14 protein-coding genes are annotated in these 12,937 nt (G+C 69.5%); 5 read left to right on the top strand and 9 right to left on the bottom strand.

Annotated features, from left to right (window positions below):
* Positions 1-5: 5 nt before the first annotated feature.
* Genes FJV41_RS15730 through ccmA form a run of 4 tightly spaced genes read right to left on the bottom strand, consistent with a single transcriptional unit; the run spans position 6 to position 2,259 of the window.
* Positions 6-179 carry a heme exporter protein CcmD gene (locus FJV41_RS15730; RefSeq protein ID WP_141643301.1) on the bottom strand — a complete coding sequence of 58 codons (174 nt, stop codon included), beginning with the start codon at positions 177-179 and terminating at the stop codon, positions 6-8.
* Positions 180-181: 2 nt separating this feature from the next.
* Complete coding sequence (ccsA, locus tag FJV41_RS15725; protein WP_141643300.1) at positions 182-901, bottom strand: cytochrome c biogenesis protein CcsA; 720 nt, start codon at positions 899-901, stop codon at positions 182-184.
* Positions 902-904: 3 nt separating this feature from the next.
* A complete protein-coding gene (locus tag FJV41_RS15720) occupies positions 905-1,606 on the bottom strand; it encodes a heme exporter protein CcmB (RefSeq protein ID WP_141643299.1) in 702 nt (233 codons plus the stop codon).
* The gene (ccmA, locus tag FJV41_RS15715) at positions 1,603-2,259 is read right to left on the bottom strand and encodes a heme ABC exporter ATP-binding protein CcmA (protein ID WP_141643298.1); all 657 of its coding nucleotides are present in this window, start codon (positions 2,257-2,259) and stop codon (positions 1,603-1,605) included. The genes FJV41_RS15720 and ccmA overlap by 4 nt, the downstream gene beginning before the upstream one ends.
* A gap of 403 nt (positions 2,260-2,662) precedes the next feature.
* Between ccmA and exoL the strand changes: the two genes are divergently transcribed.
* From exoL to exoP, 5 genes are all read left to right on the top strand, one after another.
* Complete coding sequence (gene exoL / locus FJV41_RS15710; RefSeq protein WP_306440883.1) at positions 2,663-3,763, top strand: spore coat polysaccharide deacetylase ExoL; 1,101 nt, start codon at positions 2,663-2,665, stop codon at positions 3,761-3,763.
* Positions 3,760-5,280: a spore coat polysaccharide flippase ExoM gene (gene exoM / locus FJV41_RS15705; protein ID WP_141643296.1), complete on the top strand. Its 1,521-nt coding sequence runs from the start codon at positions 3,760-3,762 to the stop codon at positions 5,278-5,280. Before exoL ends, exoM begins: the two co-directional genes overlap by 4 nt.
* Positions 5,281-5,373: 93 nt before the next feature.
* A complete protein-coding gene (locus FJV41_RS15700) occupies positions 5,374-5,892 on the top strand; it encodes a serine O-acetyltransferase (protein WP_141643295.1) in 519 nt (172 codons plus the stop codon).
* A gap of 8 nt (positions 5,893-5,900) precedes the next feature.
* The gene (locus FJV41_RS15695) at positions 5,901-6,962 is read left to right on the top strand and encodes a glycosyltransferase family 4 protein (RefSeq protein ID WP_141643294.1); all 1,062 of its coding nucleotides are present in this window, start codon (positions 5,901-5,903) and stop codon (positions 6,960-6,962) included.
* A gap of 63 nt (positions 6,963-7,025) precedes the next feature.
* Positions 7,026-8,228 (top strand): spore coat polysaccharide biosynthesis glycosyltransferase ExoP, encoded by a 1,203-nt coding sequence (gene exoP / locus FJV41_RS15690; protein WP_141643293.1) that lies wholly within the window; start codon positions 7,026-7,028, stop codon positions 8,226-8,228.
* Positions 8,229-8,300: 72 nt separating this feature from the next.
* Here exoP and FJV41_RS15685 read toward each other — a convergent pair whose 3' ends face one another.
* The 5 genes from FJV41_RS15685 to FJV41_RS15665 are packed head-to-tail and all read right to left on the bottom strand — an operon-like array spanning position 8,301 to position 12,932.
* On the bottom strand, positions 8,301-9,485 hold the full coding sequence (locus FJV41_RS15685; protein ID WP_141643292.1) for a DUF4350 domain-containing protein: 1,185 nt from the start codon (positions 9,483-9,485) through the stop codon (positions 8,301-8,303).
* Between the two features lie 58 nt (positions 9,486-9,543).
* Positions 9,544-10,440: a DUF4129 domain-containing protein gene (locus FJV41_RS15680; RefSeq protein ID WP_141643291.1), complete on the bottom strand. Its 897-nt coding sequence runs from the start codon at positions 10,438-10,440 to the stop codon at positions 9,544-9,546.
* Between the two features lie 24 nt (positions 10,441-10,464).
* Positions 10,465-11,493 (bottom strand): hypothetical protein, encoded by a 1,029-nt coding sequence (locus tag FJV41_RS15675; protein WP_141643290.1) that lies wholly within the window; start codon positions 11,491-11,493, stop codon positions 10,465-10,467.
* A complete protein-coding gene (locus tag FJV41_RS15670; RefSeq protein WP_141643289.1) occupies positions 11,490-12,137 on the bottom strand; it encodes a thiamine phosphate synthase in 648 nt (215 codons plus the stop codon). Before FJV41_RS15670 ends, FJV41_RS15675 begins: the two co-directional genes overlap by 4 nt.
* Positions 12,138-12,149: 12 nt before the next feature.
* A complete protein-coding gene (locus tag FJV41_RS15665) occupies positions 12,150-12,932 on the bottom strand; it encodes a thiazole synthase (protein ID WP_141643288.1) in 783 nt (260 codons plus the stop codon).
* Positions 12,933-12,937: the final 5 nt, after the last annotated feature.

The raw sequence follows: 12,937 nt of genomic DNA, 5'->3' as shown, positions 1-12,937 counted from the left end.
CGGGCTCACTCCTTCGCGGCCTGGGGCCGGCGCAGCCAGAGAGACAGCGAGTAAAGCACGAGCGCCACCACGGTGATGCCGTAGCAGGCCCAGACATAGCCCCAGCCGCCCTGGATGCGGCCACTGCCCACCTGGCCCGCGGCCTGGGCGAGGACTCCCAGCGTCGTCAAAGTCGTCATGTTCAGGCCACCTTCGGGGTGTCGTGGACGGAGGCCGCGCCGCCCGTGCCAGGCAGGGCTTCCGGGAGGGCCACTTCCGCCCGGCGCTCGGCGAGGGCGATGCGATAGCGGTGCATCAGCATGGCGATGGTCAGCAGCAACAGCCCGATGGCCGACACTCGCAGGCACAGCACCATCTGCGGATCCACCGTCTTGGGGCTCGACTGCACCTGATGCAGGCTGCGCCACCAACGCACGGAGAACCAGACGATGGGCAGGTTGATGGCGCCCAGGATCGCCACCACCGCGCTCCACGTCGCGCGCTTGTCCGGGTCCTCCACGAAGCGCCGCAGGACGAGGTAGCCGGTGTAGGTCACCAGCATGATGGCCTCCGACGTCAGGCGCGGATCCCACGACCAGTAGACGCCCCAGGTCGGACGGCCCCAGATGGCCCCCGTCACCATGCCCAGCGCGCCGAGCACGAGGCCGACCTCCGCCGCCGACTCCGCCGTCGAGTCCAGCTTCCAACTGGCGTTGGAGCGCACCAGGTACGCCACCGCCGCCACGAAGTTCAGGAACATGGCCAGCATGGCCATCCACTGGAGTGGCACGTGCACGTACATGATGCGCTGCACGTCCCCCATCTCCCGGTCCGGCGGTGCCCACGCCAGCCCCAGCCACCATCCGGCGGCCAGCACGCCCAGCCCCACCACCGGCAGGCCCCACTTGATGAGCTTGTTCATCCGTCAGTCCTCGATGATGCGCGGGAACAGCACGAAGCCTACGCCCCAGTAAATGAGATTGAACCCCAGCAAAAGCCCCAGCCATGAGCCCAACTGATTCATGGGGTCTCCCTGAAGCACGAGCGAGGTCGCCTTGGCCAGGGACAGCAGGGCAGGGATGACCAGCGGGAACAATAGCAGAGGCAGGAGCACATCCCGCGCCCGGGCATTGCTGGAAATCGCGGCGTACACGGTACCCGGCGCGCTGAGGGCCAGGCTGCCCAGAAGGAGGACTGTTCCCAGGTCCACGAAGCCGGTGACGACCTTGACTCCGTAGAGGGCCACCATGACGGGGAGCAGCACGATGCCCAGGGCGATCAGCAGGAGCGCGTTGCCCAGGGCCTTGGACAGGTAGATGGCGCGCGCGTCCGCGGGGGCCAGTCGGATGCCGTCCAGGCAGGCGTTCTCGGATTCGACGCGGAAGGACTCGCCCATGGCCAGCACGCTGGCGAAGAGGATGGCGAGCCAGAAGTAGCCGCCTGCGTTCTTCTCCAAGAGGCGCGTGTCCGGCCCCAGCGCGAAGGAGAACATCAGGAGGGTGGCCAGCGCGAAGAAGACGATGGCGTTGAGGCGCGCGCGCGTGCGCCACTCGATGAGCAGGTCCTTGCGCAGGAGCGCCAGCGTGGCGCCGATGAGGCCGATGGGCCTGGGGCGGGGCGTGCTCATGCGGCCACCGCCCGGCCGTCCTGCAGGTGCAGGCGCTCCTCGCACAACGTCATGCCCTGCTCGACCAGGTGCGTGGCCAGCACCACCGTGACGCCGCCCGCCTTGAGCTCCGCGATGATGGCCTCCATGTCGCGGATGCCGGAAGGGTCCAGCTCACCGAAGGGCTCGTCCAAGAGCGCGATGCTCGGGGCCTTGAGCAGGAGCCGGGCGATGGCCAGGCGCTTGCGCATCCCCGCGCTGAAGCCGCGCACGGGATTGTCCGAGCGCTTCTCCAGGCCCACGCGCGACAAGAGCGCGCTGGCGCCATCCTTGGGCGAGGGGTGACCCAGCAGGCGCGCCAGCACGGTGAGGTTCTGGTGCGCGGTGAGGTCCTCGTAGAGGAAGCTCGCGTGGGACAGGAGCGCCACGTCGCGCCGCACCGAATCCCGGTCCGTCACGGCGTCGCGACCCAGCACCTCCACGCGTCCGGCCGTGGGGCTCAGCGCGGTGGCCAGCATGCGCAAGAGGGTCGTCTTGCCGGAGCCGTTGTGGCCGGTGAGCAGCAGCGAGCGCCCGCTGGGCAGCGCGTACGTCAGACGCGCGAGCGCCCAGCGACGCCCGTAGCGCTTGCTGACGTCGTGCAACGCGAGCGCGGGGGCGGAGGTGGATGGCATCGGGAAGCCGGTTCGTAGCCGGAATCGCAACTGTCATCCAGTGAAACCCGGGCGGCAGGCCGGGCAGGGACGGAGCGGGCCTGAAGACAGGAAAGTTTTTCCAATGGGTGGGGCCTCGTGTGCCCGCGAGAGCCGTCGATTTTCCACCGCGCGTCGTGTCCACCGGTGACCACGCGTCCCGTCCCGCCGGGCTCCCCCCGCGAAGAGGTGGTTTCGCCCAGGATTCGGGTGTGGCATCCCGCCTGCAATACCCCCCCGCGCGAGTTTGGGGAGTTCCGTTGGGGAACGTGGGCCAGGGGATGCTTTTCCGCGGAGGGGCGTGATGGCGACAGCGAGGGTCTTGCGGAGGGCGGTCAAGGCGGCGGCCGCTGGCGTGCTGCACTACAGTGGGATGCGCAGGGCGATGGCGGCATATCGGAGGGTGCAGTCGGGCGGCCGGCGCATCCTCATCGTGAGCTACCACCGCGTGGTGAGCGACTTCACGGGGGAGCTGCAGCGCTCCATCCCCGGGTTGCTCATCAGCCAGGAGACGTTCCGACGCCACCTCGAGGAGGCCTCGGCGGCCGGCTTCGAGCTGACGTCGATTGGTGACGCGGTGGATGTGATGTCGGGCCGGAGGGTGGCGAAGAAGGACTTGTGCGTCATCACCTTCGACGATGGCTACCGGGACGTGTACCGGTACGCGTACCCCATCCTGAAGCAGATGGGGATTCCGGCCATCACCTACCTGCCGACGGCGTTCATCGGCACGAAGCGGCGGTTCAATCATGACCGCCTGTTTCACCTGCTGCGCCGGGCGCAGGAGCGGCACTACCACCCGGTGTATGCCGCGCTGCCGGAGGCGTCGATGGAGCTGCTCGGCCCCATCCTCTCCGGACAGAAGACGGTGTCGGCCGCGCTCGACGACTTCATTGGCGAGCACCCCACGCGGGTGCTGACGTCCATCATCGATGCGCTGGAGCAGCAGCTGGGGGGCGGGCAGGACCTGGTGCCGGAGCAGGGCGACATCATGAACTGGGACGAGGTGCGCCGCATGGCGCGCGACGGCTTCGAGTTCGGCGCGCACACGCTGGGGCACACGGTGCTGACGCTGGAGCCGCAGGAGGTGGTGGAGCAGGAGATCCTCGAGTCCAAGCGGACGATTGAAGCCGAGGTGGGCATCCAGGTACGCGACTTCGCGTACTGCAACGGGTGGTACTCGGATGAGGTCATCCGCGTGCTGGCGTCGCACGGCTTCCGCTCGGGTGTCACGACGGAGGACCTGCCCAACCGGATTGGCGGAGATCCATTCACCCTCAAGCGCAAGGTGCTGTGGGAGAACTTCAGCCTGGGCATGCTGGGGGACTACTCGTCGCCGCTCACCGGCTGCCAGCTGGATGATTGCTTCGGGTTGCTCGGCATGAGCCACCCGGTGCCTGGCAGGAGGACCCACTCGTTCCGGGAGACCCTGCTGGGCAACGTGTTGCTGAAGCCGACGGGGGCTTCCTTGAAGGAGGCTCCGTGAGCGGAGGTGGCTCGTCGGCCGCGTCTGGGAATTCATTCCTCGGACGCGCCGGCCCCCTGGTGTTGGCCCGGTTGTTCACCGCCGGGTTGACGCTGTCCATTCCACTCGTCCTCGCCCGGGTGCTGCACCTGGACGAGTACGGTACTTATTACCAGCTCTTCCTCATCGCCACGACGCTGTATTACGTGCTGCCTTTTGGCGTGGTGCAGAGCCTTTATTACTTCCTTCCGCGCACCAGCGAGAAGCGGCCCTACCTGGGACAGACGCTGCTGTTCATGTCCGGTGCGGGCCTGCTGGGCGCGGTGCTTGTCTATGTCTTGCTGGGCCCGGTGGCGGCGTGGTTCTCCAATCCGGCGTTGCTGGAGTACCGGGGGGCGCTCGCGGCCTATACAGCGTTCCTCCTGGGCAGCTTCCCGCTGGAGGTGTCGCTCACGGCGCAGGGGCGCACGCGCGCATCGGCCTGCGTGTATCTGATTTCAGACGCGGTGCGCGCGGCGGTGATGGTGGTGCCGCCCCTGCTGGGCGCGTCGCTGCACGGGATGATGGTGGCGGTGGCCGTCTTCGCGGCGCTGCGGTTCGTGGCGACGTGGGTCGTCTCGCTCAGGGGTTCCACGGGGCCGCTGGCCAGCGCGTCGCTGTTTCGCGCGCAGCTGGCCTACTCGGCGCCCTTTGGCGCGGCCATGTTGTTGGCCATTCCGCAACAGAACGCGCACCTGTACGCGGTGGCGGGCGCGGTGGCGCCGGCGCTCTACGCGCTGTACAGGGTGGGGTGTTTCCAGCTTCCGGTGGTGGACCTGCTCTACACGCCCACCAGCGAGGTGCTGATGGTGCGCCTGGGGGAGCTGGAGCGCGAGGGCCGCCTGGAAGAGGGCGTGGATGCGTTCCGAGACGCGGCCGGTCGGCTGGCGTATGTCTTTCTTCCGTTCGCGGCGTTCCTCTTCGCGGCGGCGCCGGAGTTCATCGGCGCGCTGTTCGGCGAGACGTTCCTGCCCGCGGTGCCTGTCTTCCGCGTCAGCGTGCTGGGGGTGGTGCTCTCCATCCTCCCCATGGATGGGACGCTGCGGGCGCGGGGGCTGACCCGGGCCATCTTCGTCTCGTACGCGGTGAAGGCGGCGGTGACGGTGCCGTTGGTCATCCTCGGGGTGAAGCACCTGGGGTTGATGGGAGGCATTGGCTCCTGGGCGGTGGCGGAGGTGGTGGGCAAGGCGATGCTGCTCGTGCGGGTTCCGGCGGCGCTGTCCACTCCCCGACGCCAGCTCCAGCTGGTGGACATCATTCCCTGGCAGGCGCTGGGGCGCTCCGCGCTCGCGGCGGGCGCGGCGGGCCTGGCGGTCTTCCTGTTGAGGGCGGGCGCACAGGGCGCGTGGATGCAGCTGCCGACGGGCTTCTTCTGGCGCGTGTTGCCGCTGGCGGTGGCCGGGGTGCTGTTCTGCGTGGGCTACGTGGGGGTGCTGTACGCCGCGGGTGTGCGGCCGCTCACGGTGCTCGCGGGGTTGAGGCCTCGTAGGACGGCTTGAGGAAATCCGGGTGGCGCTTGAGGGCCTACTTCCCACTTGGGGGGCCGGTACCTAGGTTCCACCCCGTCGCGCGGTTGGGTCAGGGAGGCGTGGATGGGTGTCGATGCGATGACGTTGTACCGGGTGGCTCGCGGCCTGAGGCTGAAAGGGGTTCCCTTGCTCCCGGCCTTGCTGCGAAAGGCCATCTACTACCTTCACAGCTCCTACGTTCCGGACGAGGCCGACATCGGCGAGGGGACGCAGCTGGGGTACGGCGGAATCGGCGTCGTCATCCACAAGGCGGCGAAGATTGGGCGGCACTGCCTCATCTCCCAGCAGGTGACGATTGGCGGGCGCTCGGGGCTCGAGGGTGCTCCCGTCATCGGTGACTACGTGCGGGTCGGCGCGGGCGCCAAGATTCTCGGCAACATCCAGATTGGCGACTTCGCCGTCATCGGGGCCAATGCCGTGGTGCTCAAGGACGTGGCGCCAGGCACTGTCGTGGCGGGCATTCCGGCGCGGATCATCCGGCAGGACCCTGATCCACTCACCACGTATCAGCGGGAGATGGGGTTGTTGCCCCGACGCTCGCCCCTGTCGGCGGTGCCTCCGTCGGCGTCCGTTCCTCGATAGGGCTCCCCATGCGTGTGCTCCTGGTTGGCGACCATCCTCCGCCTTTCGGCGGCGTGGCGATTCACGTTCAACAACTTCACCGCTTCCTGCGCAGCCGTGAGGTCGAAGCGAAGGTGCTGGACATCGGGAAGGGCGGCCGGCCGGTTCCGGACGTACTCCCGATGCGAGGCCCCGCGCACTTCGCCCTCAGGCTGACCGGGTTTCTCGCCTCGGGGTGGACGGTTCATGTCCACACCAGCGGGAACAACCCCAAGGCCTGGCTGCTCGCGGCGGCGGTGGGCAGTCCGCCGGGGGCACGCGCCCCCCGCTTCATCACCCTGCACTCGGGGCTGTTGCCCGACTACCTCGCGGCGGCGCCCTCTCGGCGGGCCTTCGCGCGGGTGGCGCTCGCGGGCTACTCGCGCATCATCGCGGTGTCCGCGGCGGTGCGCGATGCGCTCGTGTCGTGTGGCATTCCGGAAGAGAAGCTCCTGGTCCACCCGGCCTTCTGTGCCTCGCAGGTTCAGGCGGGGGCCGTGCCGGTGCGAGTCGAGGCCGCGCGTGCGCGTCGCCGCCCGTTGCTGGTGATGGCGCACCATCCGTCGCCGGTCTACGGGCGCAAGCTCGCGTTTCGCGCCTTGCGGCTGCTGACGGAGTCCCACCGGGGAGTGGGCCTGGCGTTGTTCGGTCCGGGCACCGACTCCGAGGACTTCCTCCGCGACGCGCGCGAGCTGGGTGTGGCGGGTCCGCTGGAGCCGCTGGGGGAGCTGGATCATCCGGCGGCGCTGGGGCTCATCGCCCGGAGCGACGTCTTCCTGCGACCCACCACGCATGATGGTGACTCCATCTCCGTGCGAGAGGCGCTGGCCCTGGGCGTGCCCTGCGTGGCCAGCGACGTGTGTGAGCGGCCCGAGGGGACGCGGCTCTTCCGCGCGGGGGACGCGACGTCGCTCGCCGCGACTGTCCGCGAGGCGGTGGCGGCGGGCCCCCTGCGCGTGGCCTCTCCCGACGTGGGGCCGGTGTTGCTCGACATGTATGAGGCGTTGTCACCCCGGCCCGCGCCGGTCAGACCGGTGCCCGTGACGTGGTGAGCGTCATTCCATTTTCCACTCGCGGGGAGACCGCGAGGATGTTCGACACAGGAGAGAAGAGAGATGCGGCGCAGTGATGACTTGGATATGTCGCGCCGGGCCCTCCGGGGGCGCGATCTGGTGGTGTTCTCCAACGACTGGGATGGGGACCCGCTGTCGAAGGTCCACATCATGCGGATCCTCTCCCGGGACAACCGCATCCTCTGGGTGAACAGCATTGGCAACCGCGCGCCGAAGGCGAACGCGCACGACGTGAAGCGCATCTTCAGCAAGCTGGAGCGCTTCACGCAGGGCCTGCGCGAGGTGGAGCCCAACCTCCATGTCCTGTCGCCGCTGGCGATTCCGTTCTACGGCAATGAGCTGGTGCGGGGCGCCAATCGCGAGCTGCTGCGGCTCCAGGTGCGCCGGGCGATGAAGCAGCTGGGCTTCCAGCGGCCCATCTCCTGGAGCTTCCTGCCCGCGTCCGCGCCCGTGTCGGGCACGCTGGGCGAGGAGTTCGTCGTCTACCACTGTGTGGACGAGTTCTCCGCCTTCAGCGACACCAACGGCCGTCACATCGCGGAGCTCGAGGACCGGCTGCTGCGCCGCGCGGATATCTGCATCACCTCCGCGGAGCGGCTCCGGGACAACAAGTCCCGCGTCAACCCGCGCACGGTGCTGGTGCGGCACGGCACGGACTTCCGTCACTTCGTGAAGGCGTGCGACGCCACCACGCGCATCCCCGAGGACATCGCGCGCCTGCCCAAGCCCCTCATCGGCTTCTTCGGGCTGGTGGCGGACTGGGTGGACCAGGAAGCCATCATCGCGACGGCGCGGGCGCACCCGAAGGGCTCGGTGGTCATCATCGGCAAGACGACGCCGGACTGTGACGACTCGAAGCTGCGGGCCGAGCCCAACATCCACATGCTCGGCCGCAAATCGTACGCGGACCTGCCGGGCTACAGCCGGGCCTTCGACGTGGCGCTGATGCCGTTCAAGATCAGCGAGCTCACGCTGAACGCCAACCCGCTCAAGGTGCGCGAGTACCTGGCCTCCGGCCTGCCGGTGGTGTCCACGGACCTGCCGGAGGTCCGCAAGGTGGGGCTGTGCAAGATCGCCACCTCGACGGAGGACTTCGTGAAGAAGGTGGGCGAGTGCCTCGCGGACGGCCCCGGGCCCAATCGCGAGCGCGCCGAGAAGATCTTCAACGAGAGCTGGGATGCGCGCGTGGAGGAGATTCGCCACCACGTGGGCTCGGCGATGGTGGCGGCCGGCAAGACACTCTGAATCGCGGCACCACGTCCATGCGGCGGTGAGGGGCTCTTCGGGGCCGTCACCGCCGCGCGTGTGTGAGGTGGCTCACGCGCGGATGAGGGACTGTCGTCCCGTCACGGTGCGCTCCAGGTGCGCATAGAGACGGGCCACGCGCGCGTAGTCCGAGGGCCGGATGGTGGGCTGCGTGAGCAGACGGGTGAGCTCCGCCTTCGCCTCCAGGTAGTGCGAGGCGGGGATGCCGCCATTCTCCTCGAGCAGTCGCGCGGCTTCCGCGTCCTCCAGGGCAGGGGAGATGCCCAGGCGTTCCTGCAACCGCTGGCGGAGCGCCTTGTCGAGTTCTGGAAGCAGGTCCTTCTCCACCTTTGAGCGGCGCATGAGCCAGCCCATGCTGCGCACGTACTCCAGGGCGGAGCGGTGTTTCTCCACGAGCACGGGCCTGGGGGCGCCAAAGCGCGTGCCACGGGAAAGAACGTACACACCTCCCACGGCCAGCACCTGCGCGACGAAGACCCAGATGCCACGCGACAGGGGCGGTGGGGGCGCGAGCTGGTGGTGGTACTCGTCGATGACGAGCGGACCGCGCGCGGCGAGCGCGTTCCACAGGCGCGCGTTGTCCAGCAGCTCCAGGCGACGATTCTCCAGCACGTCCGCGCCAGCGAGGACGTAGACCTCACCCTTGCCAAGCGCGCGTCGCCACACGGCCACCGCGCCACCGAGTCCGGCGAGGGGCACCGCGTCCGGGTGGTCCATGCGCAGCCCCCGGTCCTGTGACATGCGAAGGGCCGTCAGCCCCCGGAACGGGCCCGCGCCCAGCCACACGTCCACCGTGGTGCCGCCCGCATCCGCCAGGTCCGTGGACAGGCCTCGCTCACTCGCGGGCAGGAGCGGCCCCTCGTCGAGCCGCAGCCACGTCTCCAGCGCGGCCTGGTGCATGCCGAGCTCGCGCGTCGACAGGTACACCAGCGTGCCGCCTTCCTGGACGAAGCCCTCCACTGCGCGCACTTCCTCCTCGGACACGGGGCGGCCCGTGGGCGCCGCCAGCACCAGGGTGCGTGTCCCGGAGGCGAGCGACTCCAGCGAGGTGAGCTGGGTGCTCACGGCGCGTCCCTCCTCGCGCAGGAACAGGAAGAGCGCGCGTGCGCCTTGAGGTCCCGGGTTCTCCACGGAGGCAATGGGTGAGTCGGGGGCCTCCCGGCTCGTGGAGAGGCCCATCGCCAGCGCGAGCGCGATGAGCAGGCCGAAGACCGCCACGGTCCGCGCGTTCTTCATGAGGCACGCTCCCGCGTCCCGGTAGGTCGGTCCTTTTTACCGGGAGGACTCGTGAGGCTCATGCCGCGACCTCCGTGCCCAGCGTCCCGTGCAGTCGCTCCACCGACTCGACGAACCGCGTGGCCTCTGCTTCCGGCACGGGTGTCAGCGAGTAGAAGGCGGCGTCGTACCAGGTCACCAGTCGTTCGACCTCCCGGGTGATGGAGGCGGGGGCTCCTCGCGCGGGAAGCTCCGCCGCCAGTTCGCGATTGGTCTTCACCCGGTCCGGACGGGCCAGCCGTCGCTCTTCCAGCGAGGACAGCATGGCCAACAAGGCCTCGCGAATCGCCTCGCGCGAGTCTGCGGCCAACGCCGAGCGGGCCCGCTTCAGGTGCTCCGGTGGAGCGTCCAGCACCAACGGCGCGCCGGGCTCGGCGGCTCCCGGGCGCACGACGTTCCGGCGCAGGCGCAGCGAGCGCAACTTCAGTGCGCCCCACAACACCATCGCTATCGCGAAGCCCAGCATCACCGCGCGCGTCGCCACCGCGAAGCCCTGGGCCTCGCGTGATTCGAACAGGCCCTCCAGCCACGCCTCCAGCTTGCGCAGCAGTTGCTTCACGACGTCGCCGTGGCGCTGTCGGGCCCGGGAGAACTCGGGTCGGTCGAGCACGGCCTTGAGTCGCTCGCGCTCCTCTCCAGAGAGGTCCGTGAGGGCCTCCTCCGACGTGGCCGCGTGCTTCTCCAGCGCGCAGGCCTGCTCCAGGAAGTCCGCCACCTGTCGGGCCCGCTCGGGCGCGGTGGCGTCCTCGTCCGCGGGGGGCAGGGGCATGCCACCCATGCGCCGTCCCAGCTCCTCCACGGCCGAGGAGACCTCCGCGGGGCGGGACCTGGCGGTCTCTTCGAGGGCGCGCGCGGTGGCCTCGCGGTCGTCACACGGCAGCGAGGCCAGCAGCAGCAGGAGGGGCAGGCTTGGCACGAAGGAACTCGCGAGCGGGTGGCGTCAGGCGGCGAGGGGCGGCGACGGCTCGGTGCCCAGTCGCTGCTCCAGGTCCAGGGCTTCCCGGCGCACGCGCAGGTCCAGGTAGAAGAACGAGCAGACGACGAAGTTGACGGGGGAGAAGAAGGACTGCGCCGCCACCTGGAGGATCTCCACGGGCACCAGCAGGAGCTGCGGCGTGCGCGCCATGGTCTCCGCCGAGAAGGGGTTCCCATACGGCAGCATCACCAGCCACGCGGGGATGCCGAAGAGCAGGTGCACCGAGAAGAGGATGAGGCTCACCACGGTGAAGAGAATCATCCCGCGCACCATCACCCGTCCCAGGAAGCCCGGCTCCACGCGTCCGGACAGCATCGCTCCCGAGCGCGTGAAGGCGCCCCAGGCCCCCAGGTCTTCCATGGCGAGCACGGGAGGCAGCAGCAGGAAGCGCAGGAAGTACCAGAGGATTGCTCCGAGCATGCCCAGGGCCAGCAGCAGTCCGCCCGCCACCAGCAGCACGATGCCCAGCACCTGGGAGTCCATCGCCGTGGCGATACCACCGGCCACCATCAGCACGGTTCCGGGGATGCTCGCGACCAGCGTCACCAGGGTCGACCACCCCACCGACAACAGGAAGGCTCCCGTCACCGCGCCCACCTTGGACAGGCCCCGGCGAAGGCCGTCCGCGGGGCTCACGGGCGTGCCCAACTGCGCGGACAGCACGTAGCGCGCGGTCGCCACCGTGGTCAGCCAGTAGCTCCAGATGAGGAACATGAACAGGCCAGACCAGAGGACCAGCGACAGACTCGCCTGCCCCAGCATCTCGAAGGGCGCCTCCTTGGTGACGGCGTCCTTGTCCGTCACATAGAGCATGGGCGTCAGCCAGCGCGTCAGCTGGAGCGTGGCCTTGGTCGCGATGAAGCCGACCAGCGAGTAGCCGAGGTTCAACACGAAGAGGGGCTTGAGGTGGCCGCGCCAGAAGGTCACGGCACGGTCAATCAACTCCCCCAGGGCCAGGGGGCGCAGCTCGGAGACGGAGGAGGGCGAAGTCACGGGACGCGCAGCATAGCCCGGGGCGCGCACGCGGCCAGCAGTGCTCGCGCCGCCTGGGCCGGGTCCTCGGCTTCCAGCACGGAGGAGATGACGGCGAAGCCCGCCGCGCCGGTGAGCCTGCTCGCCCTCTCCTCGGTGATTCCTCCGAGCGCCAACGCGGGACAGGGCAGCCCCGCCGTGAGCGCGAGGAAGCCCTCGGGGCCGAGCGTTGTCCGGGTGTCCCCGGGCTTGGAGCCGGGGGCGAACACGGGGCTCACCAGGGCCAGGTCCGCGCCGCGCGCCGCGCGAGCCTCGCGCTCGTCATGGACGGCCAGGCTGATGAGCCGGCCTGGGGGCAGGTGAGGGCGGACGTCCCCGGGTGTGGGGCCGTCCGAGGGCAGATGCAGGTGCGCGCCCACGAGCAGGGCCACGTCCAGCCGGCCATTGACGAACAGGGGATTGCCTCGTGTCCGGCAGAGCGCGGCGAGGACCCGGGCGTTCTCGAGGAAGCGACGACCGGAGGACTCGGGATGGCGGTGCTGGACCGCGACGTCAGGGCCCGCCTCGAGCGCGCGGCTCAGCGCGCCCAGGAGCCGCTCGCGCGGCAGACGCCAGTCGGTGATGACGACGAGCCGGGGGAGGGAGGGCGCCACCGGGAGCGTCATGGGTGGGCGCGCCTACTGGACGATTCCGTCGAGCGGGCTGGACGCGGAGCCGTAGGCCTTCCGGGGGATGCGGCCGGCGAGGTACGCGTCCCGGCCCGCTTCCACGGCCTTCTTCATGGCGACGGCCATGCGCACCGGGTCCTGGGCGCCGGCGATGGCGGTGTTCATCAGCACGGCGTCCACGCCCAGCTCCATGGCGATGGCCGCGTCGGACGCGGTGCCGACGCCAGCGTCGACGATGACGGGCACCTTCACCGTCTCCAGGATGAGGCGCAGGTTGTGCGGGTTGCGGATGCCCAGGCCGCTGCCGATGGGGGCGCCCAGCGGCATCACCGCCGCGCAGCCCGCGTCCTCCAGCTTGCGCGCGGTGATGGGGTCGTCACTGGTGTAGGGCAGCACGGTGAAGCCCTCCTTCACCAGGATGCGGGCCGCCTTCACCGTCTCCTCGACGTCCGGATAGAGCGTCTTCTCGTCGCCGAGGACCTCCAGCTTGACCCACTTGCTCATGCCCAGCTCCTCGGCGAGCCGGCAGGTTCGCACCGCGTCCTCGGCCGTGTAGCAGAGGGCCGTGTTGGGCAGGAGGCGCAGCCGCTCGCGGTCGATCCACCGCATGAGCGAGGCCTCGCCCGTGGCCTTCAGGTCCAGCCGGCGCACGGCGACGGTGACCATCTCCGTGCCGGAGGACTCGTGGCAACGCTTCATCACGTCGTGGCTGGGGTACTTCCCCGTTCCGAGGATGAGGCGGGAGGCGAACGTCACTCCCGCGATGGTGAAGGGCTTACCCTGGATGCTCATGGCCA

Source organism: Myxococcus llanfairpwllgwyngyllgogerychwyrndrobwllllantysiliogogogochensis (genome assembly GCF_006636215.1).
Taxonomy (GTDB): Bacteria; Myxococcota; Myxococcia; order Myxococcales; family Myxococcaceae; genus Myxococcus; species Myxococcus llanfairpwllgwyngyllgogerychwyrndrobwllllantysiliogogogochensis.
This window is presented reverse-complemented; position numbering and strand designations above follow the sequence as displayed.